This is a genomic window from Acinetobacter sp. YH12116, from assembly GCF_013418895.1.
Taxonomy (GTDB): domain Bacteria; phylum Pseudomonadota; class Gammaproteobacteria; order Pseudomonadales; family Moraxellaceae; genus Acinetobacter; species Acinetobacter indicus.
The window spans coordinates 1-25,163 of the sequence record NZ_VPBE01000028.1; the positions used below are offsets into that span (position 1 = coordinate 1).

The following is a 25,163-nucleotide window of genomic DNA, read 5'->3' on the forward strand; positions in this document are numbered from 1 at the left end:
AATTATGGGGTGTCTTGATTGCTTATAATGTTCTAAGAAGACAAATGAAATATATGGCTCAACGTGCCAAAGTAAGCCCGTTGAGGATCAGTTTTCATATTGCATCTATTGCCCTTCTTAATTTACTCAGATTCGACTCTTTGGCTTCTGCAGGTAATCTACCCAAACATCTGGAAAGTTTAATGGAGAAATCTAATCGGTATGTTATACCTGAGAGAAGAGTGAGGAGTTATCCAAGGGTTGTAAAAGGAAAACCTCAAAAATACCCAAGAAAAAGCCAGTCAATCTCTTAACTGACTGGCATTACTGCATCGGCAGGCTTTTTATGGGGTATAAGCAGATTATTCGAGGAATTTAACCGTAACCCCTGAACGGACTTTACGGCCCAGGTCGTTGGCATCCCAGTTGGTCAGACGGATACAGCCATGCGAATAGGATTTAGAAATCATCGACGGGTTTGGCGTACCGTGAATACCAAAGGATTTTTTGCTCAGACCAATCCAGATATTCCCCACTGGACCGTTTGGACCTGGTGGTAAGGACAGTGGCTTCATGTTTTTGCCCTGGATAAAGTTACTTGGCGAGTAGCTGTACCACGGGTTTGGTGCCACACCAGTCACTTTATAAGTCCCGGTTGGTGAAGGGGTGTTGGTATTCCCAATACTGGCCGGGAATGATGCGATCATCTGGTTGCGGCTGTTAAATAGATACAGCTGCTTAGCGCCTTTGTGCGCCACAATCAGGTGGATATCTTCCGGCAGGTCATTACGTACATTGGCCACAATCAGTTTCTGACCGGCTTTGTTAAAGTTGGCATTTGGATTGAGCTTTTTCAGGAAGTTCTCATCCATATGGAACTTTTCACCCAGCATTTCAGTGACGCTGGTGTAGTGCAGGCCTTTCATTTTGGCTTGCAGTGCATAGTCGCCCGGAATTGATTTGACATACGGACCTTTCAGGTCATCTTCAGTAATGGTGTATTCCACAAAAGCCGGTTTTGAACCCTGACGGGCAATTAAAGCATCCCAGGTTTCCTGCGTCAGCACACCGGTCGGTTTAATCCCGTTCATCTGCTGGAAAGAGGCAATCGCTTTCAGGGTATTTTTACCGCTGGTTCCATCAATCGCACCCGGAGAAGCATGAGCATTATTGAGCATCACATGCGCGCGCGCATAGACCGGGAACTGGCCTTTGCCAATATTTTCATACCAGCTGGCATTGTTCAGGCCATCTAAAGTCCAGGAGGCTTTGGCTGGCGCTGTGCTGGCTGAAGTCGTTGCAGGCGCAGCAGTTGTCGGTGCGCTGCCGATATCAGCCTGGGTATCTTCGGCATTTTGCAGGTCTTCTAGGGTCGCTGAAGCCTTGTTCAAATCTTGTTCTTCTTGTTGCGTAATTTGCGTTTCAACTTCTGAAGGTACGACTGCCGCTGATGCGTCTGTTGCAAGCGGATCAATCGGATCTTCAACCGCTGTATCGCTAATCAATTGAGGATTCAACGGCTGTTCAGCAGTGGTTGCAGCCAGGGCTGTACCAGCAAACATGCAACTTAAACTCATTGCGAGTACTGTGCGAACGAACATGTAAGTCAACCTTAAGAATTATTCATTTACATTTTAAAAACTACACAAGTATTACAGAAAAAATGAGGAGATGCAGTATCTGTTTTGTGTAAATATCACTTTTATCTTTTACAGTCCGGCATTTTTAAAGGACTAAAGAAGTTATTAAAATTTCTGCCTTTTTGATATGATGGATGCAAGATTCAGTCGAAGTTAGGAAAGTAAATGACGGCCTTAAAAAATGATCGTTTTCTACGTGCCTTGTTGCGTGAACCCGTAGATACCACGCCGGTATGGATGATGCGTCAAGCAGGACGTTATCTGCCTGAGTATCGTGAAACCCGTGCCAAGGCCGGAGATTTTCTTTCCTTGTGCAAAAATACCGAATTTGCCTGTGAAGTGACCTTACAGCCTTTGCGCCGTTATGAGCTGGATGCAGCCATTCTATTCTCCGATATTTTAACTGTACCGGATGCTTTGGGCTTAGGTTTGTACTTTGAGGCTGGTGAAGGTCCGAAGTTTCATAAAACCGTGCGTACCGAGCAGGATGTCGCCAATCTGCCGAATTTTAATGCCAAGTCAGATCTGGACTATGTCATGAATGCGGTATCGACCATTCGTTCAGCTCTGGGCGGACAGGTGCCGTTAATTGGTTTTTCCGGCAGTCCGTGGACGCTGGCGACTTATATGGTTGAAGGTGGTTCAAGCAAGGATTTCCGCTTTACCAAGCAGATGATGTATGCCCAGCCGGAAGTGCTGCATGCTTTGCTCGACCGTCTGGCAGTCGCTGTGATTGACTATTTGAATGCGCAAATTGATGCTGGTGCACAAGCGGTGCAGATTTTTGACAGCTGGGGCGGGGCACTGGCGCATCGTGAATATATCGAGTTCTCGCTGAACTATATGCAAAAAATTGTAGCGGGTCTGCAACGCGAAAAAGATGGCCGTAAAATTCCGGTCATTCTATTTACCAAAGGCGGCGGTCAATGGCTGGAGCCAATGGTGGCCACCGGTGCCGATGCCTTTGGTCTGGACTGGACCACGCCATTAAATGTGGCGCGCCAAACCGTGAATGGCCGTGCTGCCTTACAGGGCAACCTCGATCCAGCCACGTTATATGGAAGCCCGGACTCAATCGCCAAGGCGACTAAAGCCATGCTGGATGATGCCTATGCCCATGGTGAAAAAACCGGCTATATTGCCAACCTGGGACATGGTATTACCCAATGGGTTGATCCGGCCAATCCGAAAGTCTTTATTGATACGGTACATGAATACAGTGCCAAGTACCTTTAAGAAGATGCAACAATATTAGGATTCAGCCTTGATCACAATTTTAAAATCAGGTTTTGAATTCACTTATAAGGCAGCTTCGGCTGCCTTATTTGGAATTTTATTGCTGATTGCTTTTGCTTTTACCGCCAGTCTGGGTAGCCAGGACTATTACGGTTTTTTCCGTTATGACTATTTGCTGTTTTATGCGGTCCTCATTCAGATTTTACTGCTGTATCTCAAGCTGGAATCCTGGGCCGAGGCCAAAGTCATTGCGCTGTTTCATCTGCTGGCGATGATTATGGAAATTTTTCTGACCCATCCGGCGATTGCGTCCTGGCAGTATCCGCAGCCGGCCGTATTTAAAATTATGACCGTGCCGCTGTTTGCCGGGTTTATGTATTCGGCTGTCGGCAGTTTCTTTGCCCGGTCCTTGCGTTTGTATCGGGTATCTTTTACTCGCTTGCCGGGTTTTGCCAATATGCTGAGTCTGGCGGTGCTGTCTTATATTAATTTTATGAGCAAGTTTTTTGTGCCGGATATCCGCTATGTGCTGTTTGCCTGGAGCGTACTGATATTCTGGAAAACCCGTATCCAGTTTGAATTGCAGCATCACCGGATGCAGCTGCCGATGTTACCGGTCTTGTTGTTACTGGCCTTTATTATCTGGATTGCAGAAAATATCAGCACCTTTTACCAGATCTGGCTGTATCCAAGTCAGGTCGACAGCTGGCATATGGTTGGCTGGGGCAAGTTGGGGTCCTGGTATCTGCTGTTATTGCTGAGTCTGGTGCTGGTCTTGAAAATTCTGGGTGATCGTCAGCCAAATGGCATCTGGCAACTGAAACCTGCGCACTTAAAGGATACAGAAAAATAATTTTTCCACTTTGGTATAAAGTGTTTTGTGTTCGCTGGCGGATGCGTTATCTTTAAACAGTGTAATAAAAATTACACATTGTGAAACAATAACAAACTCAGATAATAAATTCTGGAGACTTTTATGTTAAAAAAATTAGCTTTGGCAGCAGTATTGGCAGCAGGTTCAACGGCAGCATTTGCAGACGCTGATGCCGGCTGTGGTATTGGTTCTCAAGTTTGGGCAGGTCAGTCTGGTAAAGTGCCTAAAATTTTAGCTGCTACAACCAATGGTATTTTTGCAAACCAGTTGTTCGGTATTACCTTCGGTACTTTAGGCTGTAGCGGTACTGGTACTGTAACTGCGCAAGTGGTGACATTTACCAATGAAAATGCCGAAACGCTGGCGCGTGATATGGCTGTAGGCGAGGGTGAAAGCCTGAACGTACTGGCTGAATTACTGAGCATTAAAGCAGAAGACAAAGCACGTTTCTTTGCAGTGACCAAACAAAACTTCTCTGAAATTTATTCAGCTGACAACCAGACTTCTGTTGAAGTGCTGGCTTCTTTACAGTCAGTGATGGCACAAGACGACATCTTAAAAGCCTACGTCTAATTAAGCATCCCATAAAACCCTGTCTTCTGGCAGGGTTTTTCTCTATATAAGAACCAAATAAGAATTGATCTGCTGAATGAAACCTCTTGCTTTTGTATGTGCTGCTTTGTTATCTCCTGTGGCGTATGCCGCGACGTCTTCTCCTGAATCTTCAACGCCGGCACAGTTGTATATCCAGCGTGCTGAACAGCAGCAACTGGCACAGCAAAATACCTGGCAACGCTTAATGTATGCCAATACTTCCGGGCAGAGTACTGTCAGCTATGCCGGCTATTTTTTAACAGAGGCCAAAACACCCGATTTAAATCAGGAATTACAGGCGCATATTGCAGCGCTGTTTCAGCAGGCCGAGCCAAATCAATCGGTACAATGCCGTTTTCCGGCACGTAGCCGCTGGCTGGTGCAACAACTGAATATTCCACAGACGGAACTGGCTGCCGTGGCCTGTCCGGAACTGGATGAATGGATTGGCCAGATTCGTCCATACAAAACCACTTTAATTTATGCCACCGATTTTATGGGCAATCCCAGCTCCATGTTCGGGCATACCTTGCTGCGACTGGACCCGAAAGATCAGCAGGAACTGAACCTGATTTCCTATGCGGTGAATTATGCGGCCACAGTGCCGGGTGAGCAAAGCTGGTCCTATGCCTGGAAAGGTCTGACCGGACAGTATCCGGGTGAATATTCCCTCATGCCGTATTACCGCAAGGTTAAGGAATATGGTGATCTGGAAAGCCGCGATTTATGGGAATACGAGCTGGATTTAAGCCCGGATGAAACCCGTTTTCTGGTGGAACATATCTGGGAAATGAAGCACGTCAGCTTTCCCTATTATTTTTTCAGTGATAACTGTGCCTATCGTTTATTGGGCCTGATTGATCTGGTCCGTCCAGAGCTGAATTTACAGCAACAGTTTAAAGTGGCGTCGATTCCGGTTGAAACCATCAAGGCGCTGGCAGATTCAGATCTGGTCAAAGACACCGTGTATCGCCCGGCGCTGGAAACCCAATTACTGGCTCAAGCCCGCCAGCATGGTACAGACCTAGCGCAAGCGGCACATCAGCTGGCTTTTGCCGAATCTACCGATTTAAATACGTTATTGCAGCCTTATACCGCATTAGAGCAGGCCAAAATACTGGAAATGGCCTACGATGATCTGTACCTGCAGTTTTTAGCCCGCAAGGTCGAAACCGGTTTTGCCCAGCCACGTTTACGCCAATTACTCAGCCTGCGAAGCCAGCTTCAGGTCGACAAGCAGCGCCGCGCGCCGGACGTCCCAAACGTTGATCCAAGCCAGGGCCATCATGCGCGTAATCTGACGTTAAGCACTGGTGAAGTGCAGGGACAATCCTTTATCGAACTGGGCCATCGGCAAGCCTATCATGATCTGCTCGATCCGCAAGGTGGTTTTCGTACCGGGACTCAATTGCTATTTTTACAGGGTGCGCTGCAATATCGGGATGAAACCCTAAAACTGAGTCAGCTCGACGTGCTGGCGGTGAACTCCTATAACCCGATTACGCCGTTTAAAACACCATTGTCCTGGGGTTTTAATCTGGGCTGGACCCAGGAAGCGCTCGATCAGCATGGTCAGTTCAGCACTCAGGAACAGCATGGTGTAGCCAATTTACAGGTCCAGATGGGCTATAGCTGGGCCAGTGCCGACCGTGAGCATATTTGCTATGCCCAGCTACAAAACCATCTACAGGCCGGTAAAGCACTGGGTCGTGGCTGGCGCGTGGGTGTCGGACCCACCTTGGGCTGCCAGAATATCTGGAGTCCGCAGCTGAATAGTGTGCTGCAAGTGGAATTGCCATACTGGGAAGATGCCCAGCAATGGAATTTGAGACTGCACAGCCAGCTGCAATATGTGCTGAATCCGCAGCATGCGATTCGTCTGGGCTGGGAATATCAGCAGCAGAATCAACAGGACTGGCATCAGACCAGTCTTGGTTATGCCTGGTTCTTTTAAGCTGAAGTCGTGAAGTCAGGCTTGAAAATCCAGATTGTTATTAAGTGAATATTCATTTAATTCACAAAAGAATTGTCTTATGTGACAGCTGCGTTAAAATCTGCGCTGTAATTCATCTGTGTGAGGCGGTTGTATGAACCAAGAGCGTATAGAGGAACTTGCAGCGCAGTGGCAGGCGATTTGCGGGCAATTTTCTGAAACCGATTTAAGCTATAGCTTCGAGTTCATTCAACAGCATGTCACGGTGCTGGTGGCCGAATTTTATCGACAGATGATGCAGGAGCAGGAAGCCTCCTATTTCCTGTCCGATGAACTGGTACGTAGCCGCCTGAAAAATGCTCTGCAGCAATGGCTGCTGGACAGTTTTGCGGTTCCGTTCAAGCAGGATTTTAAAGTCATTGTCACCAAGCAGCTGAAAGTCGGGGAAGTGCATGCGCGTATTGGCGTTCCTTCTTGGCTGATTATTCGCGGCATCCGCGAAATCCAGCGCAAAAGTTTTGCCTTTTTTCTGCAAACCCCGCAGGCCGATGTACTGGCTGCTGCCGATTATATGACTCAGGTGCTGAGCCTGGCCGCAGAAATCATGTGCCGCACTTATGAGGCCAAGGTAGAAATTCATAATGATATGAAACACACCTACCGTCTGTTTTCTGCCATGCAGGATGTGGCCGTGCAAAAAGACCGCCAGCGCGGTTGTCTGCTGGACTGGGAAAATGAGCTGATGTTTAAGGCCTTTTCTGATCAGTCACAGCTGTTTCATCCGCCACTTTCCAAATCTGAATTTGGCCTGTGGTTCATCCATAAAGCAGCCTATGCTTTTGCCAGCGCCGAGCAGGTGGAGTTTATTATCCAGCGGATTTATCAGGTGGATCAGTTGAACCAGCAGCTGCTGGACACTTCCGATCAGCAGCAGATGCTGTTACTGATTCAGCAGATTCGCTGTAAAAACCGCGAAATCCAGCATCTGGTCGATCAGCTGTTTCAGGTGGCGGAATATATCGGCACGGGCAATGATTCGCTGACCCAGCTGTTAAACCGGCGTTATTTAAATACCATCCTGATTCGTGAAATCCAGTTCTCGCGCAAAAACCGCTCACCTTTAAGTCTACTGGCGATTGATGCCGATTTCTTTAAAGAGATTAATGACCGCTATGGCCATGCCGCCGGTGATCTGGCCTTGCAGTTTATGGCCGAAGTGCTGCTGGAATCGAGCAAGGGTAGTGATTATGCTTTCCGGGTTGGTGGGGAAGAGTTTTTATTGCTGCTGGTCGATAGTGACTGGAACCGGGCCCAGATGATTGCCGAAACCATCCGTCGCCGGGTTGAAGATACCCCAATCCGTTCTGCTGAAGGTGAGAGTTTTAAATTTACCGTGAGTATTGGCGCAGTGCAGTATGATGGCCATCCGGATTATCAGCGTTTTCTGGATGCCGCAGATGCAGCCTTATATAGCGCCAAAAATGCCGGACGTAATCAGGTCTATCTGGCCAAATAAGCCTTTTAAGTCTCATCCCGGCATGAAAAAACGCCCAAAACTGTCGGGCGTTTTTTATATCAAAGCAGCAAGATAAAACCAGCCAAAACATCAAAAAGCTCAAGCGGTATTTTAGGCCTCAACCACCACATAATATTTTTTCACTGCTGCAACCACTTCAAAGGTACCGACAAAACCCGGTGGAATAATTCCGGCCTGACCGGCGGTAACTTCAATATATTGTCCGTGCTGGTCATGAATACGCACCACGCCTTCAATCACATTAAAGAATTCCTGTTTATTGTCAGCAAAGACAATATTCCAGGCGCCGACTTCGCACTGCCAGATGCCACAGCTCATATTGGGATGTTCATAGGCACTATAGGTATCACGTTTGGGATTGCCTTTGACCAAACGATCCGGACGCGGGAAGTCGACACTGCATTCACTTTGGGTCAGGCCCTGACTGGCTAAATAAATTGAAGACATTTGCATTCCTTAAAATAATAGGGAAACCAGCGGTAGTATAAGAAACAGGACATAAAAAAGCCCCAACAGATGTCGAGGCTCCAGCATTATTTAGGTTTAGTAACTTTCAGGTACGGCACTTAAAAATTCACGGCGTGCATCTTTATCAGTTTTAAAGTCACCAATAAATGACACGGTACGTGTGGTCGATTCCTGCTTGCCAACACCACGCATCATCATGCACATGTGTGCAGAGTCAATCACCACCGCAACACCGCGGGCTTTGGTCACTTCAGCCACGGCTTCTGCAATCTGCTGGGTCAGGTTTTCCTGAATCTGTAAACGGCGCGCAAACATTTCAGTAATACGGGCAAATTTAGACAGTCCCAAAACATTGCCTTCCGGTAAATAGGCAATATGCACACGGCCATAAAATGGCAGCAGGTGATGCTCGCATAGCGAATAGAATTCGATATTTTTGACCAGCACCATTTCACGGTTATCAGACGGGAACACGGCGTTGTTGGTCACTTCAGCCAACGTCTGGCTATAACCCGAGGTTAAATACGAAAATGCTTTAGCAGCACGCATAGGCGTATCTTTGAGACCAGGGCGATTTAAATCTTCACCAACGGCAGTAAGAATGTTTGCGTAGGATTGCTGCATAGACATAAGACGTGTTCACTTACACTGATATTGAACAAGGACGGCATTGTAGCAGAAAACCGCAACAATGCCTGCTTTTGAGGAAAAATCCGCTTATTGTTTAAACTTTGGATTCTTTTCTGCACGTTTTAGCAGAACCAGCACCGCACCGGTGCCGCCCTGTTTTTCCGGTGCACTGACAAAGGCCAGAACATCACGATGCTGACGTAACCAGCCATTGACATAGGTTTTTAAAATGGCTTCCGGGCCTTTACCATGCACAATTTTAATCACGTTCTGGTTTTCATCTTTGGCCATCTGGATAATTTGCAGCACCGCCACCCGGGCTTCTTCCACGGTACAGCCATGCAGGTCGACCGCTTCAAACCAGCGCAAATTGCCGGCTTTTAAATCTTCAAACACCTTATGCTGCAAGGTGGCAATGCGGTAGCTTAAACTGGCCTGACTGCCCACCGGATTAAGCATGGCTTGCGTGTCCGACAAAATGGTCTCATCAGTTTGCATGGGGCCTTCGGCGGCTGCGCGTTTAGCCAGCGTCTGGGCATCCAGCTTTTTCTTGGCCGGTTGGGCCACTGGCGCGATATTGCCATGATCCATTTTCTGGACCCCACGCATTTCTTTTTGAAACAGCTCAAAATCTTCGGCCTGTTCCTGTTCGGCAGTTTTGATGGCCGGCGCTGCCGGCTCTACGCGCGGATGCGGATTACTGATCTGCTTTTTAAAGTCTTTGAGTAATTTAAACTGTTCTTTCGATAGCGAAGAATCGTGTTTGCTCATAATCGAAAATAGGAGGATAAAATTTCAATCCAGTATAGTCTGAATTACGCCTGATTTGAACTGAAACGGATTCAGCTTGGCGCTGCATCTGGCTTGAAATGAGAGATGTTAAGATGGCGCGATATAGGAAGATGACCGCCCTATGAAAGTAGGGCAGTGCAATTGCACAGTTCAGGATAAACCTGCCTCCTGAACTGCACCAAGACTTAGACCTTTTGCGGCGTACCAAACAGCTCGCTAAAGGCCTGATCCGGACACGGTTGTTTCATAAAGCTTTCACCGACCAGGAAGGCATGAATGTCATGCTCCTGCATCATCTTGACATCTGCCGGGGTGGCAATACCGCTTTCGGTTACCAGTAAACGTGCTGGATCGAGTAATTTTTTCAGACGCAATGAGGTGTTTAAATCCACATCAAAGGTTTTTAAATTACGGTTGTTCACGCCAAGCAGACAGCGATCACTTAAACGCAAAGCGCGTTCCAGCTCTTCTTCGTCATGCACCTCAACCAGTACATCCAGATTGTGTTCAAACGCGGTTTTCGACATTTCTTCCAGTTGCTGGTCTGACAGGCAGGCCACAATCAGCAAGATACAGTCGGCATGTAGCGCACGAGCTTCAACCACACCATAAGGATCAATCAGGAAGTCTTTCCGCAGTGCAGGCAGGCTGCAATGGTTGCGGGCCAGCGCGATATTTTCATCAGCGCCCTGGAAAAAATCGACATCGGTCAGTACAGACAGACAGGCAGCACCGGCAGCTTCATATTGCTGGGCAATTTCAGCCGGATTAAAGTTTTCACGAATAATCCCTTTAGATGGCGAGGCCTTTTTTATTTCTGCAATCACGCCCGGACGTTTGCTTTTCAAGCTTTGGGCAAAACCGCGCACCGGTGTGGCGGCCTGGGCTAGTTGTTCCAGATCATTCAGACTGCGCTGTTTCAGACGTGCAGCAAACTCTTCCTGTTTGCGATCAACAATTTTACCTAAAATGGTATTTGCGATATCCACCATGATTTTATCCTGCCGTCTTAAGCTTCGTACTGTTTTAAGGTTTTAGTAAATTCGGCCAGTACGCCCATTTTTTCCAGTGCCTGACCGCCATAAATAATGTCATGCGCCAGTGCCACACCCTGTTGATAGGTTTTGGTCAGACCAGACACATAAATCCCGGCGCCGGCATTCAGGGCAATCATGTTGGCCGCTTTTTCACCGCGTTCAGATTTATTTTTGCCAAGTGCATCTTTAATCAGGGCCAGACTTTCTGCCGAGTTTTCCACCACCAGACCGGTGAGGGTTTGCGATTCAATGCCCACTTCTTCTGGAGTAATGGTCCATTCGGTGATTTCCCCATCTTTCAGTTCTGCTACGGTCGTGGCAGATGCCAGACTGATTTCATCCAGACCATCACGTGAATGCACCACCAGCACGTGTTCAGCACCCAGCTGGTTCATCACTTCAGCAATCGGGCGGCAGAGTTCGCTGGAGAATACGCCAATCACAAAACGTTTAACTCCGGCCGGATTCGTAAGCGGGCCGAGCAGGTTGAAAATACTACGAATACCCAGTTCTTTACGTGGGCCAACTGCATATTTCATGGCTTTATGATGGTTCGGCGCAAACAGGAAACCTACGCCCATATCGCGGATACAGCGTTCAGTTTGCTGCATGTTTAAGTCTAGGTTAATTCCAGCCTGTTCCAGCAGGTCAGAGGAACCAGATTTGGTCGATACGCCGCGGTTACCATGTTTGGCAATGGTGGCGCCAGCGGCTGCAATCACAAAGCTGGATGCCGTCGATACGTTAAACAGGTTCTGGCCATCACCGCCGGTACCGACAATATCGACCAGATACGGAATATCGCTAACGTCAATTTTAATCGCGAACTCGCGCATGACGCGCGCGGCTGCGGTAATTTCATCAATGCTTTCACCTTTCAGGCGCAGGCCCATCATCAGGGCGCCAATTTGCGCATCGGTGGCTTCGCCCGACATGATGGCACGCATCACATCTTCCATTTGTGGCTGAGTCAGGTGAATCTGTTTTGTAATATGATTTAAAGCTTGTTGAATATTCATGGTGTTCACTTTGTGCAAATTAGGCATAAATTTCTAAAAAGTTCTGGAAGATTTTGTGGCCATGCTGGCTCAAAATGGATTCCGGGTGGAACTGCACGCCTTCAACCGGCAATGTCTTATGTTTCACGCCCATAATTTCTTCCATAGAACCATCGGCTTCATTGGTCCAGCAGGTGACTTCCAGGCATTCCGGTAAAGTCGCCTGATCAATCACCAGCGAGTGGTAACGGGTCGCAGAAAACGGGCAGGGCAAATTGCTGAAAATACCCTGATCGCTGTGATACATATCCGATAAACGGCCGTGCATCACTTTTTTGGCCCGTACAATGTTGCCGCCAAAGGCCTGACCAATACTCTGATGGCCCAGACATACGCCCAATAACGGGATTTTGCCGGCAAAATGCTGAATCGCTGGAATGGAAATACCTGCTTCAGATGGTGAGCACGGACCGGGACCAATCACCAAATACTTCGGTTGCCATCGCTCAATATCTTCTAATGTGACGCTGTCATTGCGAACGACTTTAACTTCTTGATTTAACTCGCCAAAATACTGGACGATGTTGTAAGTAAAGCTGTCGTAATTATCGATCATCAAAAGCATGAGCTTAACCTGTCAAAATTTATGCACCTGACTGTGCTTGAAGAATTCCCTGAAATGCCTGGTTTTCCAAAGTGGAGGGAGGTCACAACACGGCTATTTTTCGAGCGAAAAAATGCGGGGAAAACGCAGTGCAAAGCATCATAGCAAAAAATAAACATGTGCGGCTGAACATTTTCAAGCAGAATAGCTTTTATACAGATGAAATCTTTTAAGTTTATGGCTGAGCTGCATTCAGCTTGTGGCTTTTACGTGTCCGCTGTGATGTTGACCCCCTCTTGCTGCCAAACCCCTAAAATGATGCATAATGACGCAGATTCACCAAAATGGCGCATTTTAAAATGGGCATAAAAATTTAGCTGAGCACGACTTGCGAAAAGCGCACAGAAAAGCACTTGAAGAAAAAATAAGCAGAAATAAATGAAAATCTGATTTTTGCTGGAAAAAAGAGTTTTTATCTATAAATCACTCAATTAATCCAGTCTGAAATTCATTAGAAAAATTGCATGAAGCGCGAAATTGGCGAAATAAACAGCAGTATTATTAAGCTGTGTTAAAATGAAACCTGATTATTTGCACTATTTTGATACACACGAGAAATCTTTTGCAGGAAAAATCGCAAAGAGTGCTTGAATATGGTGCATTTCAGTATAGCCCTAGTATAATAGGCACAAAGCAAAATCCCTAAATCTTAATTTCTCATAAGAAATTCAATATTTTAACTTTGCTTTTAAAAGTTGGTACGGTAATTGCTTAATAACTGCCAACTACTAACACGCACTTGGGTGTGCAACAAAATATCATTGGAGCAAAATGAGCATGGCGAACAAGGTCCTTCAACTCATACAAGAAAGTGGTGCAAAATGGGTCGATTTCCGCTTTACTGATACTAAGGGTAAAGAGCAGCACGTAACTTACCCTGCAGACAGTATCGATGAAGATACCTTCGAAGACGGTAAAATGTTTGATGGTTCTTCAATTGCTGGTTGGAAAGGCATTGAAGCATCTGACATGATTTTACGTCCAGACGCTGAAACTGGTTTCATCGACCCATTCTTTGCGGAACCAACAGTTGTCGTGACTTGTGATGTCATCGAACCATCTACAGGTCAGGGTTATGAACGTGACCCACGCTCGATTGCTCGCCGTGCAGAAGATTACTTAAAGTCTACCGGTATTGGTGATACTGCATTCTTTGGCCCAGAACCAGAATTTTTCGTATTTGACGAAGTGAAATGGGACATCGACATGTCTGGCGCACGCCACACCTTAATCGCTGAAGAAGCGGCTTGGTCTACAGGTAAAGACTACGAGTCCGGTAACTCTGGCCACCGTCCACGCGTTAAAGGCGGTTACTTCCCGGTTCCTCCAGTTGATTCTCACCACGATATGCGTGCAGATATGTGTGCAAAAATTGAAGAGATCATGGGCCCAGGTCGTGTAGAAGTACATCACCACGAAGTTGCATCTTGCCAGTTAGAAATTGGTGTGAGCTTCAACACCATGGTGCGTAAAGCTGACGAAGTGCAACAGTTCAAATATGCGGTGTGGAACGTAGCGCACCAATACGCGAAAACTGCGACATTTATGCCGAAGCCAATGGTAGGCGATAACGGTTCAGGTATGCACGTGCATATGTCGATTTCTAAAGACGGCAAAAACCTATTCGCGGGTGATGAATACGCTGGTCTGTCTGAAATGGCACTGTACTTCATTGGCGGTATCATCAAGCATGCCCGTTCATTGAATGCGATTACTAACCCTTCGACTAACTCGTACAAGCGTCTGGTTCCGCACTTCGAAGCACCGATTATGCTGGCTTACTCAGCGCGTAACCGTTCTGCTTCTATCCGTATTCCTTACGTGTCTAGCCCGAAAGGCAAACGTATTGAAGCACGTTTCCCAGATCCAATGATGAACCCGTACTTAGGTTTCGCGGCACTGTTAATGGCGGGTATTGACGGTATCCAGAACAAGATTCACCCAGGTGAAGCTGCGGACAAGAACCTGTACGATCTTCCACCGGAAGAAGAAGCAAAAATTCCAACCGTTGCTCACAGCCTTGAAATGGCGCTGGAAGCACTGGCCGCTGACCATGACTATCTGTTAAAAGGTGGCGTGTTTACAAAAGAAATGCTCGATGCTTATATCGAGCTGAAAACTGAAGAAGTTCGTCGTCTGAACACGACTACTCACCCAGTTGAATTAGACATGTACTACAGCCTGTAATTTGACCTCAGATTCATGCTCAGAAAATCCGCGCTTGTCGCGGATTTTTTTATGGCCTTCATATTCATTTAGGTGAGGTAGATTGATAGTGAATATGACATTTGCGCTTTTTGGCTGAAAAGCCCATGGTTTAGTAACAGATTTCAGTTACACTAGGCCAAGCGATAAAAGGGGAATAAGTGATGCGCGGCCAACAGACCTGTCAATTTCAGGATCAGACCATTCCTGCAGGATTGAAGACATGGCTGTATGCACCGGGCTCTCTGACACAACAATTAACCGATCTGGCCGGTGGCCAGTTTCAGGTACAGCCACTGCGTGAACGTTTCCAGCGCCTGAGCTTTGAAGATGCCAAATGGCTGGGCATGCCGCATCAGCATACCTCCTGGGTGCGGGAAAGCTATTTATATGGCTGTGAAGAGCAGCCTTGGGTTCAAGCCAAAAGCATCTTTCCGATTTTAAGCCTGCAAAAAAAAGCACGCCTGTTCAAGCATATTGGTAAAAAGCCGATTGGCCGGTTTTTGTTTCAACGTACCAATCCGGCCTGTGAGCGCCGGGTGATTTTATTGCCCGAAGGCTGGACCAGACAGAGCTGCTATACTTGGCATGGCTGTAAATTTATTGTGCAAGAAAGTTTCTTGCCCAGCTTTGAGCAATTTCTACATTCTTCTTTTCAACAGCAACGTGGTTAAGGACAGTCATGGCAACTGCACATTCAATTACCTGGCGTGAGCGCTTGGAAGCCTATTACTATTTATGCCGTTTTGATAAGCCGATTGGCACCGAACTGGTGTTCTGGCCAACCATGTGGGCCTTATGGATTGCTGCTCAGGGAACACCGACCATAGGTGTGCTGATTCCAATGATTCTGGGTGTGATCTTTATGCGTGCGGCAGGCTGTGCCATTAATGACTTTGCCGACCGTAAAGTCGATGCCCATGTTGAGCGCACCAAAACCCGTCCTTTGGCCACCGGCATCATTAGCGCCAAAGAAGCGGTGATGGTGTTTCTGGTGCTGGTTGCTGCCAGTGCCTGCCTGTTGTTGTTCTTGCCGCTTGAAACCTTTTACTGGTCGTTTGGGGCGTTATTTCTGGCTTTTATCTACCCGTTTATGAAACGCTATACTCATTTACCGCAGGTATTTCTGGGCGCCGCATTTTCATGGTCTATTCCTATGGCCTATACCGCGGTGGGTGCAACCCCGGATTTAACCTGCTGGTTATTGTACTTTGGTAACCTGGCCTGGACTGTGGCCTATGACACTCAATATGCGATTACTGACCGCGAATATGATCTCAAAATTGGGGTGAAATCGACAGCCATTTTATTTGGTCGTTATGATATTGAGATTATTTCTGCCTTGCAGCTGATCAGTCTGCTCCTGATTGGCGCGGCGCTGTGGATCGAAAATCTGTTCATGCCATTTGGTCTGGTGGCACTGGCTGCGGTGGCACTGGATTTTATCTATCAATGGCACAAAACCAAAGACCGTAATCCGCAGCAATGTTTCTGGGCTTTTCGGCATAACCGTTGGGTTGGGCTGATGATTTTTACCGGAATTTTTCTTGCACTTCTCTAGGCTTATACATTTAGTCTGATCTTGCAAAAAGCCAACAAAGCATCCGAGCAGGATGCTTTTTTTTATGCTTAATTCAAAGAACTCAGGCTGAGTACTTAACAACAAGAAGATAAAGAGGAATTCAAGATGACAACGACATTTAAAAAACTGTTATTGGCGGTAACCTGCTCCTCGGCGCTGTTATTTACAGCATGTGGTGGCGATGATAATGACTTTAACTTTATCCGTGACAAAACTTTTGTATCTGATGCTGCCTATACCCAAGATGGTATTGAAGGTGCGATCATCCGGGTCATGACCTATAAAATGCCAAATGTACGTGACCAGAAAACAGAAGCTACCGCCATGGTATTTTATCCGTCCGCACCTCGTCCGGTAGATGGCTGGCGTGTGGTGGTCTGGGAACATGGAACAGTGGGCATTGCCGATCATTGTGCACCGAGTCGAAATAGTTTAAATCCGCGTTTTAAGGCCATGGCGGAAAGTTTACTGGCCGCAGGCTATGTGATTGTCGCGCCAGATTATGAAGGGCTGGGTACGCCGGGCATTCATCCGTATTTACATTTAGAAAGTGCGGCCCAGTCTGCCATTTATTCGGTACGCGCCTTAAAAGAAGATCTGGGTGCACACATGCATGGTGCCTGGATGTCGGTGGGGCAGTCACAGGGTGGTCATGCCTCTTTGGGTACTGCGGAATTTGCCAATCAGGATGCCAATTATAAAGGTGCAGTGGCAGCAGCACCGGCCTCGAGTCTGGGTTATATCATTGCGGAAGTCGCGCCGGCAGCCATTCGCAATCTGGAGCTGGCAGAGAGTGTTGGTCTGTATCCGGTTGGAACGGCCCGTAATGTCTATGCAGAACTGATGGCCTATGCTGCCTATGTCGCGGTCGGCATTAAAGCCTATGAACCGGACTTTAATTACCTCAGCATCTTCCAGCCGGAATCGCAGGATATTGTGCCAGAAGCCGAAGGCAACAATGGTGAAAATGGCCAATGTCTGGACGAGCTGATGCAGTCCTTTAGAGAAGATATAGATGCCTTTACTGAAAATAGTGGTCTTGCTGTGGCTGATTATCCGGGGCTGACGGCAAATTTCCAGGACAATGCAACCATTAAGCGCTTCCTGGCCATTAACCAGCCGGCCACCAAAAAGCTGGATAAACCGATTATGGTGATTCAGGGTGAGGCAGATACTGCTGTGCCGGCAGCTGTCACCACGGCACTGGTAGATAACTTAAGAGAAATGGGGACGATGGTTGAATATGAACTGGTCCCGGGTGCCTCGCATACCCAGGCCATTGTGCAGAGAAATGCCGAGCTGGTGCGCTTTATTCAAACCCACATGCCTGCGCAATAATATCCTCCTAAAACTCGATGATCAGTCCGGAAGATCGGGGCTAATCAGCTCTCAGTGACCGAGATTTCGAGTTTGGCCAGTTCCTGAGTAATGAGCTGCAGTGCCAGATTATGGTTATTTTTACGGTAATTGGCATACAGATGGAGCGGCTGAACTTCAAAATCAGTTTCAATGATCGCCACATGCTCATCCAGAAAGCGTAGCAGATATTCCGGCACAAAACTGTAGCCCATCCCCAGATTAATCAGGTTGATATGCTGTAATACATTGGTGACCCAGAGTAACTGCTCGGCCGGCATCTGTTCAATTGGCACCTGCCGGCTGACCTGTTCATAAAACACCGGAGAAGCGGTTTGCTCGCACATAATCAGCCGCTGTTGCAGCAAGGCTTCAGCACTCATCCGCGACTTGGTCGGTGCAGATTTTTGCCCTGACACCAGATAGATTTTCTCTGACAAAATGGGAAGATCGACAAAATCATCCTGCTGAATGGCATAGCGGGTCAGGCTTAAATCCAGCTCAGCATTTTTCAGGCGCTGAATCTGCTCCAGACAGGTCAGGCTCTGGATATGAATCTGCAGATTGGGAATGGCCTGTTTTAAGCGTTCTAGCATCAGCGGCAGCACTTTCAGCTCGGCCACGTTCAATAAGCCAATATGAATCTGGTTGTTTTTCTGATGCGCCACCTGACGCGCTGCGGCAATTGCAAGTTTGGCGTTTTCAATCGCTTGCAAGGCATAAGGTAAAAAGGCCCGGCCTTCATCGGTCAGTTGAATCTGCCGCGCGGAGCGATCCAGCAAACGAACCCCGACTTCTTCTTCTAAATCCTTAATCTGCTGGCTTAAAGAGGGCTGGGCGGTAAAGAGTTTATCGGCTGCTTTGGTAAAACTCTGTTCTTCTGCCACCGCTGCAAAATAGCGTAAATGCCGTAATTCCATGACTTTCATCCACCGTGCAGATCATCGCCCTAGTGTAACCCAACACAGTCTGAACTGCATTTCACATCAGCTGATGTGTTTTATCCAGCAGCTGACTAGAGCTAAAACCAATAGCACTATCGTTTATACGCATAGAAATAGGCGGGCTGGATGGAGCGGATTACACTGCATACAAATATTCTGCAACAGATACAGCGGTGAAAGGAGTCCGGAATGTCTACACACTATGATACTGATGTGCTGGTGATTGGTACGGGGCCGGCGGGTTCTACTTTAGGGCTGGCCTTGGCCAGTTATGGCATCAGGGTACAGCTGTTTACCCAGTTTAACTGGCTGGCCAACAGTCCGCGTGCGCATATTACCAATCAGCGTGCGATGGAAGTTCTGCGTGACTTAGGCATTGAAGAGCAGGTCAAAGCCATTGCCACGCCGTGGCAGCAGATGGGCGAAAGTTTACTCACCACCAGTCTGGTCGGGGAAGAAATTGCCCGGATGAGCTGCTGGGGCACGGGCGATGAACGTCATGGCGATTACATCAAAGGCAGTCCATGTCCCTTTGTCGATCTGATCCAGCCGAAAATGGAAGCACTGCTGGTCAAGAATGCGGCCGAACGCGGTGCGATTTATAACTTCAATACCGAATATTTATCACATACTCAGGATGAGCACGGCGTAACCGCGACCTTCCTGAATCGGGTGACCCAAACTGAATTTAGCCTGCGAGCCAAATATTTAATTGGTATGGATGGGGCGCGTTCGAAAATTGTCGAAGAGTTGAAGCTGCCCTTAGAAGGAGTGATGGCGCGTGCCGGAACCGTGTACGTCACTTTTAAAGCCGACCTGTCCAAATACGTGGCGCATCGTCCGGCCATTTTACAATGGATTGTGAATCCGGAAGCCAGTTTTGGTGACTTGGGCATGGGATTGCTACGTGCCATTCAGCCCTGGAATGAATGGATTATGGGCTGGGGCTTTGATATCAGCAAAGGCGAGCCGCAAGTCACCGAAGCCCAGGTTCGGGCGCGACTGAACACCTTTGTGGGTGAAGAGGTGCAGCAGGTCGAAATTGAAAAAGTATCTTACTGGTATGTCAATCAGACCTGGGCCACCCAGTATTCGGTGGGGCGTGTGTTCTGTGGTGGCGATGCGGTACATCGTCATCCGCCATCGAGTGGTTTAGGTTCCAACACCTGTATGCAGGATGCGTTTAACCTGGGCTGGAAGCTGGCTTATGTGCTTAAAGGCTGGGCCAAGCCAGCGCTACTGGACTCTTATAGTGATGAACGGGCGCCGGTGGGCAAGCAGATTGTGGCGCGTGCCAACCAGTCCCGTTTTGACTATAAGCACTTAAAAGCAGTATTTGGTTTTGATCAGGGCGTGCAGACCCAGGCCGAGATGTTGCAGCGGATTTTTGCGGAAACACCGGAAGCGGCCGAGATTCGGGAAAAGCTGTATCAGGCGCTGGCGATTAAACATTATGAGTTTAATGCTCAAGGGGTGGAGCTAAACCAGCGTTATCTGTCCAATGCCGTGCTGGCAGAAACAGATGAAGAAATCTTTGTACAGGACCCGCAGCTGTATTTGCAAGCCACCACACGTCCGGGTGCCAAACTACCGCATACCTGGCTGATTGATGCGCAGGGCTATAAACATTCCACCCTGGATATTGTCGGTAAAGGGCGCCTTACGCTACTGACCGGTTTATCGGGTGCAGCATGGAAAGCGGCAGCGGCCCGGTTAAAGCTGGACTATTTGGATGTGATTCAGATTGGTTCACGTGAACATCGCGATGTCTATGCCACCTGGCAGCAAAAATCGGAAATTGCCGATGCCGGTGCCGTGCTGGTACGTCCGGATGGCTATGTGGCTTGGCGGATGCAGGACACACCAGAACAAGGCTTTGATCATCTGGCCTGTTTAACTCAGGTTTTTGGCGAGATTCAGCTGAACCTCTAATCGGGTAGATGAGCAGTCTGACGTGATCTGTAACGCAGCCGTCTGTAGCCGTACAGGCGGCTGTGTTGTATCTTCAGGTTCAAGCAAACATCAACAGAGGCTTTGTCCTCGAAAATGATTTTGTTATATTGAGCGTCATTTTGATGCATCTGACAGAGGACTCTCTCATGACCGCGCCTGAACAGCAACGACCGAATCAGCCACCCAATACCAAAAAGATTATTCTGTTGGCCAGTTTAGGTCTGCTGATTCCTGTTTTTCTGGTCAGTATGGCGTTTCTGGCTGTCAACAGCGATGCGAAAAATCAGGAAAAATACAAACAGCAGCAGGCAGAGATGATTGCGCGGATTAAAGCGCGTGAAGCGGCTGAACAGCAGCAGGCGCAGCAACAAGCTCAACAACAGGCCAATGCGAAACCAGCAGCTTCTGAAGCTGTAGTGCCTTAATTAAAGAATATCCTGCTGCAATTGTCTGATACTCGGAATCTCCGTGTATCGGATCACCTGATAGCCCGCCTCAAGCAACATGGCATCCCGCTCGGCATCTTCACTTTCTTTGCCAATATGAGTGGGATCATCCAGTTCAATAATAATCACCACATTCATCTGCTGATCCAGCAAAACAAAATCGGTGACCTTGCGATTAAAGCGGGAACGGATCTTGTAGTTACTATTGGTAATTAACGCACTAAAAGCAACTTGAGCCAGAATATGATGTTCGGGAAAAGCCTGCTTTAAGCGGGCAAACATCTTGGCTTCAAACGGGGTAATGACTTTTTTCGGAAAATATTTCTGTTTGGGGCGCAAATAGGAGGCCGCCACCAGCAGCATCAGCACCAGTGTGGCCAGGCAGCCAATAAAGAAGAAAGTCGACTGAGCGCTATTGAACACAACACATACTTGTATAAAGAAAAAACCCACTCAACTGGAGTGGGTTTTTAGAATCTTGGCTCTCCCACCTGGGCTCGAACCAGGGACCTGCGGATTAACAGTCCGTCGCTCTACCGACTGAGCTATGGGAGAATCTAAAACGCATTCTAGGTGGCAAAGGGCAGGTGGTCAAGCCCGCGACCTGAAAAAATGCAGTTTTTCAGTTTAACTGAATTAAAAATAAACGAATGAAGGCGTTTGGAAGCAGAAAGCTTGGTGTGTGGCTTTTACTGGTCTATGACGGGCAGGGTGCCGTGGTACAGGTAGGGGCTATTTTAGGATGATGATTCTCATTGAATCCCCCAATCTAAACGCCATAAAAAAACCCACTCAACTGGAGTGGGTTTTTAGAATCTTGGCTCTCCCACCTGGGCTCGAACCAGGGACCTGCGGATTAACAGTCCGTCGCTCTACCGACTGAGCTATGGGAGATTAGATGGCTCTCCAACCTGGGCTCGAACCAGGGACCTGCGGATTAACAGTCCGTCGCTCTACCGACTGAGCTATTGGAGAATCTGATGCGCATTTTAGGGAGGAATGCGCCGGTCGTCAACCAGATTATTTAAACAAATGAATCATTTGCCTTAGATTTATGCAGTGATTCCCTAAAAATAAAAAAATCACCCATAAAGGGTGATTTTTTACACAGAATAATAAAATTATTTTTCTACGCCAGCTGGTTGGCCAGCCAGTTTCGCGTTGGCATAATCCCAGTTCACCAGGCTTTCAAGGAAAGTCGAGATGTATTTAGGACGTGCATTACGGAAGTCGATGTAGTAAGCGTGTTCCCAAACGTCAATCGTTAATACTGCAATTTTGCCGTGCGCCATTGGCGTATCTGCATTTGAAGTTTTCATGATAGACAGTTTGCCGTTTACGTCGTCAGCCACTAACCATGCCCAACCTGAACCGAATTGAGTTGCAGCAGCAGTTGCAAATTCTTCAGCAAATTTTTCGTATGAACCGAAAGCTTCATCAATTTTCGCTGCAATTGCGCCAGTAGGTTTACCACCACCGTTTTTCGCCATACAGTTCCAGTAGAACGTGTGGTTCCATACTTGTGCAGCATTGTTGAAAATACCTGCTTTAGAAGCATCGCCAGCACTTGCCTTGATGATTTCTTCTAAAGTTTTACCTTCAAGCTCAGTACCTGCGATCAGGTTGTTCAGGTTCACAACATAGGTGTTGTGGTGCTTGTCATGGTGAAATTCTAAAGTCTCTTTGCTGATGTGCGGCGCAAGATCTTCGTAACCATATGGTAATGCTGGTAAAGTAATCGTTGTCATGTTTTCAATTCCTTGCTTATGCTGGGTTTTGAGTTTAAGTCGGCTTATTGTAATAGATTATTCAACAAAATTGCGCATTGCTTATAAATAACATTACACAATAAATCCTTAATTTATACGTATAAGCCAGCCTCAATTCATCTCCCAAGTTTTAAATCGGATTATTCAATTCGAAATAGACATATTCGAGATTAAATTCGCGTGCCAGTGCCTGTCCCAAACGCTGTACACCGTAGCGTTCAGTCGCGTGATGGCCACAAGCATAATAATGGACGCCCAGTTCTTTGGCTTCATAAAAGGTACGTTCTGACACTTCGCCAGAAATATAGGCATCACAGTCTTGTGCTGCGGCTTTATGAATATAATCCTGCGCACCGCCGGTACAGAAACCGACTTTGCGGATTTCGGTTGGATTGGCCGGTAAATGAATGGTATCAAACCCCAGTCTTTTACTTAACAGGGCTTTAAACGCTTCTGGTGACATGGCCTGTTTTAAATAGCCAATATTGCCAATTGGATGACGTTCACTCGGGTCCAGTGCTTCTAGTTGCTCCAGTCCCAAAATATCAGCAATGGCCGCATTATTGCCCAGTTCAGGATGTGAATCGAGCGGTAAATGATAACCTACCAGTGAAATATCATGCTGGATTAGGCTTTTAATGCGTTTACCGCGCATTCCGGTAATCGGGTAGGGTTCACCTTTCCAGAAATAGCCATGATGCACCAGCAGCACATCGGCCTGCTCGGCAATGGCGGCTTCAATCGCATCTTGTGATGCAGTTACCGCACACAGAATTTTTTTGACTTCCGGCTTGCCTTCAATTTGCAAGCCGTTCGGGGCATAGTCTTTAAACTCGGCTGATTTTAAGGTTTGATCACACCAGCGGATCAGGTCATGCAGCTTAACCATAAATCTCTCAAAAGCCTTTAATATTGTTATCATCAAAACATATTTTGAATTGTAACTAAAGCAGCACAAAACTCTTTAGTGATTTTTATGTTTCCTTATGTATTTCGCTTTACAATAGGTCATAAATTACTTAGTCATCAATGAATTAAAAAATTTTAGAGGATAGAGCTGTGCGCCGGACCTTTACATGGTTACCTTGGGTGTTACTTATTATCGTGATTATTGGCTTTTTGGGCTGGCAACAGTTTCAAAAACCGAAAGCTCCCGTTGCCCCGGATGGGGTAAAAATGCCTGCTGAAAAAGTAGAACCGCTGATTGATACCACCCGTACTGGCGGGGTGGTGTCTTATAGTGCTGCCGTAAAAGTGGCGGCACCGGCCGTGGTCAATATTTTTACCACCCAGAAAATCAAGCAGCCTAATCATCCTTTGTTTAATGATCCGGCGTTCCGTGAATTTTTTGGTGATCAGTTGCCGGAACAATATCGTCAGGGACCCAATGAAAACAGCCTCGGTTCCGGGGTGATTGTACGTGCCGATGGTTACATTTTGACGAATAACCATGTGATTGCCCAGGCCGATCAGATTGTGGTGGCCTTGCATGATGGCCGTCGTGCCGAGGCAAAAGTGGTCGGCACCGATCCGGATACCGACTTGGCGGTAATTAAAATTGAGCTGGATCAGTTACCGGTTTTACCATTTAAACTCAGTGGCAATGAAGTCGGTGATGTGGTGCTGGCGATTGGTAACCCGTTTGGGGTGGGTCAAACCGTTACCCAAGGGATTATTTCCGCGACCGGCCGTTCGGATTTAGGCATTAATACCTATGAAGACTTTATTCAGACTGATGCTGCCATTAACCCGGGGAATTCCGGCGGTGCGCTAATTGATGTGGCCGGGAACTTAATTGGGGTTAATACCGCAATTTTCTCGCAATCGGGCGGTTCTTTGGGCATTGGCTTTGCTATTCCGGCACAGGTCTGTCAGCAGGTACTGAACTCGATTTTAAAAGATGGTCGCGTGGTACGTGGCTGGTTAGGTATTAGCTTATTGCCGGTACAGCAACAGAATATTCTGGAGCCAAAACAAAGTGGCGTGGTGGTGGCAGATGTCTTGGCCAATGGTCCTGCGGCCAAAGCCGGTATTCGCCGTGGCGATAAAATCCTGAAAGTGAATGATGAAGAGATTAGCTCAACATCACACCTGATTAATTATGTGGCGCTGCAGCAACCGAACCAGCCGGTGAATATCCTGATTGAACGTGAAGAACAGTCTTTAGAGCTGCAAGTGGTGGTTGGTGAGCGTAAAGTGCAAAACAGTGATAAACAGTTTATTCCATTACCAGAATAAGCTCGCAGTACGCGCTGTAAATTAAACATGAAAAAGCTCCGCAGGTAGGTAATGCCAGTCAGTTAAGAGATTGACTGGCTTTTTCTTGGGTATTTTTGAGGTTTTCCTTTTACAACTCTTGGGTAACTCCTCATCCGTCTCTCAGGTAAAACATATCTATCAGATTTCTCCATTAAACTTTCCAGATGTTTGGGTAGATTACCTGCAGAAGCCAAGGAGTCGAATCTGAGTAAATTAAGAAGGGCAATAGATGCAATATGAAAACTGATCCTCAACGGGCTTACTTTG

Annotated in this window: 23 protein-coding genes, 3 tRNA genes and 2 pseudogenes; 13 read left to right on the forward strand and 15 right to left on the reverse strand. The window is 47.3% G+C overall.

Annotated elements, in window-relative coordinates:
- Positions 1 to 293 (forward strand): annotated as a pseudogene (locus FTU54_RS15175) (DDE transposase); the annotation flags it as partial.
- 48 nt (positions 294 to 341) lie between these two features.
- Here the strand turns inward: FTU54_RS15175 and FTU54_RS12750 are convergent.
- Entirely contained in the window at positions 342 to 1,580 is a 1,239-nt protein-coding gene (locus FTU54_RS12750) for a L,D-transpeptidase (RefSeq protein WP_016659969.1), read from the reverse strand.
- Between the two features lie 204 nt (positions 1,581 to 1,784).
- On the opposite strand from FTU54_RS12750, the gene hemE reads away from it, so the two are divergent.
- The 5 genes from hemE (at position 1,785) to FTU54_RS12775 (ending at position 7,772) form a co-directional block, all read left to right on the forward strand.
- A complete protein-coding gene (gene hemE, locus FTU54_RS12755; protein ID WP_005176463.1) occupies positions 1,785 to 2,855 on the forward strand; it encodes a uroporphyrinogen decarboxylase in 1,071 nt (356 codons plus the stop codon).
- Positions 2,856 to 2,883: 28 nt separating this feature from the next.
- A complete protein-coding gene (locus FTU54_RS12760; protein ID WP_016659970.1) occupies positions 2,884 to 3,708 on the forward strand; it encodes a DUF817 family protein in 825 nt (274 codons plus the stop codon).
- A 123-nt stretch (positions 3,709 to 3,831) separates the two neighbouring features.
- Positions 3,832 to 4,302, forward strand: a complete 471-nt coding sequence (locus FTU54_RS12765; protein ID WP_005176467.1) for a DUF3015 family protein — start codon at positions 3,832 to 3,834, stop codon at positions 4,300 to 4,302.
- A 76-nt stretch (positions 4,303 to 4,378) separates the two neighbouring features.
- The gene (locus FTU54_RS12770) at positions 4,379 to 6,277 is read left to right on the forward strand and encodes a DUF4105 domain-containing protein (protein WP_180047202.1); all 1,899 of its coding nucleotides are present in this window, start codon (positions 4,379 to 4,381) and stop codon (positions 6,275 to 6,277) included.
- Between the two features lie 133 nt (positions 6,278 to 6,410).
- On the forward strand, positions 6,411 to 7,772 hold the full coding sequence (locus FTU54_RS12775) for a diguanylate cyclase (RefSeq protein WP_180047200.1): 1,362 nt from the start codon (positions 6,411 to 6,413) through the stop codon (positions 7,770 to 7,772).
- A 111-nt stretch (positions 7,773 to 7,883) separates the two neighbouring features.
- On the opposite strand, the gene FTU54_RS12780 is transcribed toward FTU54_RS12775, so the two are convergent.
- The 6 genes from FTU54_RS12780 to FTU54_RS12805 form a co-directional block, all read right to left on the reverse strand.
- Positions 7,884 to 8,240, reverse strand: a complete 357-nt coding sequence (locus FTU54_RS12780) for a cupin domain-containing protein (protein WP_180074817.1) — start codon at positions 8,238 to 8,240, stop codon at positions 7,884 to 7,886.
- A gap of 96 nt (positions 8,241 to 8,336) precedes the next feature.
- The gene (gene folE / locus FTU54_RS12785) at positions 8,337 to 8,885 is read right to left on the reverse strand and encodes a GTP cyclohydrolase I FolE (protein WP_005176473.1); all 549 of its coding nucleotides are present in this window, start codon (positions 8,883 to 8,885) and stop codon (positions 8,337 to 8,339) included.
- Positions 8,886 to 8,978: 93 nt separating this feature from the next.
- On the reverse strand, positions 8,979 to 9,662 hold the full coding sequence (locus FTU54_RS12790; RefSeq protein WP_005176474.1) for a Smr/MutS family protein: 684 nt from the start codon (positions 9,660 to 9,662) through the stop codon (positions 8,979 to 8,981).
- A 206-nt stretch (positions 9,663 to 9,868) separates the two neighbouring features.
- A complete protein-coding gene (gene trpC / locus FTU54_RS12795; protein ID WP_005176475.1) occupies positions 9,869 to 10,675 on the reverse strand; it encodes an indole-3-glycerol phosphate synthase TrpC in 807 nt (268 codons plus the stop codon).
- A gap of 17 nt (positions 10,676 to 10,692) precedes the next feature.
- Positions 10,693 to 11,739, reverse strand: a complete 1,047-nt coding sequence (gene trpD / locus FTU54_RS12800) for an anthranilate phosphoribosyltransferase (protein WP_016659977.1) — start codon at positions 11,737 to 11,739, stop codon at positions 10,693 to 10,695.
- Between the two features lie 19 nt (positions 11,740 to 11,758).
- Entirely contained in the window at positions 11,759 to 12,343 is a 585-nt protein-coding gene (locus FTU54_RS12805) for an aminodeoxychorismate/anthranilate synthase component II (RefSeq protein WP_005176479.1), read from the reverse strand.
- 810 nt (positions 12,344 to 13,153) lie between these two features.
- Here FTU54_RS12805 and glnA point away from each other — a divergent pair.
- The 4 genes from glnA to FTU54_RS12825 all read left to right on the forward strand — a co-directional run bounded on the left by glnA (position 13,154) and on the right by FTU54_RS12825 (position 17,507).
- Positions 13,154 to 14,569 carry a type I glutamate--ammonia ligase gene (gene glnA / locus FTU54_RS12810; RefSeq protein WP_171065055.1) on the forward strand — a complete coding sequence of 472 codons (1,416 nt, stop codon included), beginning with the start codon at positions 13,154 to 13,156 and terminating at the stop codon, positions 14,567 to 14,569.
- A gap of 182 nt (positions 14,570 to 14,751) precedes the next feature.
- Complete coding sequence (locus tag FTU54_RS12815) at positions 14,752 to 15,261, forward strand: chorismate lyase (RefSeq protein ID WP_005176485.1); 510 nt, start codon at positions 14,752 to 14,754, stop codon at positions 15,259 to 15,261.
- 8 nt (positions 15,262 to 15,269) lie between these two features.
- Entirely contained in the window at positions 15,270 to 16,148 is an 879-nt protein-coding gene (gene ubiA, locus FTU54_RS12820) for a 4-hydroxybenzoate octaprenyltransferase (protein ID WP_168381698.1), read from the forward strand.
- A gap of 126 nt (positions 16,149 to 16,274) precedes the next feature.
- A complete protein-coding gene (locus tag FTU54_RS12825) occupies positions 16,275 to 17,507 on the forward strand; it encodes a S9 family peptidase (protein ID WP_180047198.1) in 1,233 nt (410 codons plus the stop codon).
- A 44-nt stretch (positions 17,508 to 17,551) separates the two neighbouring features.
- Here FTU54_RS12825 and FTU54_RS12830 read toward each other — a convergent pair whose 3' ends face one another.
- Entirely contained in the window at positions 17,552 to 18,445 is an 894-nt protein-coding gene (locus FTU54_RS12830; RefSeq protein WP_168381697.1) for a LysR family transcriptional regulator, read from the reverse strand.
- Positions 18,446 to 18,658: 213 nt separating this feature from the next.
- Here FTU54_RS12830 and FTU54_RS12835 point away from each other — a divergent pair, with 213 nt between their 5' ends.
- On the forward strand, positions 18,659 to 20,401 hold the full coding sequence (locus FTU54_RS12835; protein WP_180047197.1) for an FAD-dependent monooxygenase: 1,743 nt from the start codon (positions 18,659 to 18,661) through the stop codon (positions 20,399 to 20,401).
- A 167-nt stretch (positions 20,402 to 20,568) separates the two neighbouring features.
- On the forward strand, positions 20,569 to 20,847 hold the full coding sequence (locus FTU54_RS12840) for a hypothetical protein (protein WP_180047195.1): 279 nt from the start codon (positions 20,569 to 20,571) through the stop codon (positions 20,845 to 20,847).
- Here the strand turns inward: FTU54_RS12840 and FTU54_RS12845 are convergent, their stop codons facing one another.
- The 6 genes from FTU54_RS12845 to FTU54_RS12870 all read right to left on the reverse strand — a co-directional run bounded on the left by FTU54_RS12845 (position 20,848) and on the right by FTU54_RS12870 (position 23,526).
- Positions 20,848 to 21,291: a DUF2726 domain-containing protein gene (locus tag FTU54_RS12845; protein ID WP_005176498.1), complete on the reverse strand. Its 444-nt coding sequence runs from the start codon at positions 21,289 to 21,291 to the stop codon at positions 20,848 to 20,850.
- A gap of 56 nt (positions 21,292 to 21,347) precedes the next feature.
- Positions 21,348 to 21,423 (reverse strand) — tRNA-Asn (locus FTU54_RS12850).
- 263 nt (positions 21,424 to 21,686) lie between these two features.
- Positions 21,687 to 21,762 (reverse strand) — tRNA-Asn (locus FTU54_RS12855).
- Positions 21,763 to 21,767: 5 nt separating this feature from the next.
- Positions 21,768 to 21,843: transfer RNA gene (locus FTU54_RS12860), tRNA-Asn, on the reverse strand.
- A 146-nt stretch (positions 21,844 to 21,989) separates the two neighbouring features.
- Complete coding sequence (locus tag FTU54_RS12865) at positions 21,990 to 22,616, reverse strand: superoxide dismutase (protein ID WP_005176500.1); 627 nt, start codon at positions 22,614 to 22,616, stop codon at positions 21,990 to 21,992.
- Between the two features lie 151 nt (positions 22,617 to 22,767).
- On the reverse strand, positions 22,768 to 23,526 hold the full coding sequence (locus FTU54_RS12870) for a Nif3-like dinuclear metal center hexameric protein (RefSeq protein WP_180047193.1): 759 nt from the start codon (positions 23,524 to 23,526) through the stop codon (positions 22,768 to 22,770).
- A gap of 170 nt (positions 23,527 to 23,696) precedes the next feature.
- On the opposite strand from FTU54_RS12870, the gene FTU54_RS12875 reads away from it, so the two are divergent.
- On the forward strand, positions 23,697 to 24,875 hold the full coding sequence (locus FTU54_RS12875; protein ID WP_005176504.1) for a trypsin-like peptidase domain-containing protein: 1,179 nt from the start codon (positions 23,697 to 23,699) through the stop codon (positions 24,873 to 24,875).
- A 62-nt stretch (positions 24,876 to 24,937) separates the two neighbouring features.
- Here the strand turns inward: FTU54_RS12875 and FTU54_RS15180 are convergent.
- Positions 24,938 to 25,163, reverse strand: a pseudogene (locus tag FTU54_RS15180) (DDE transposase); the annotation flags it as partial.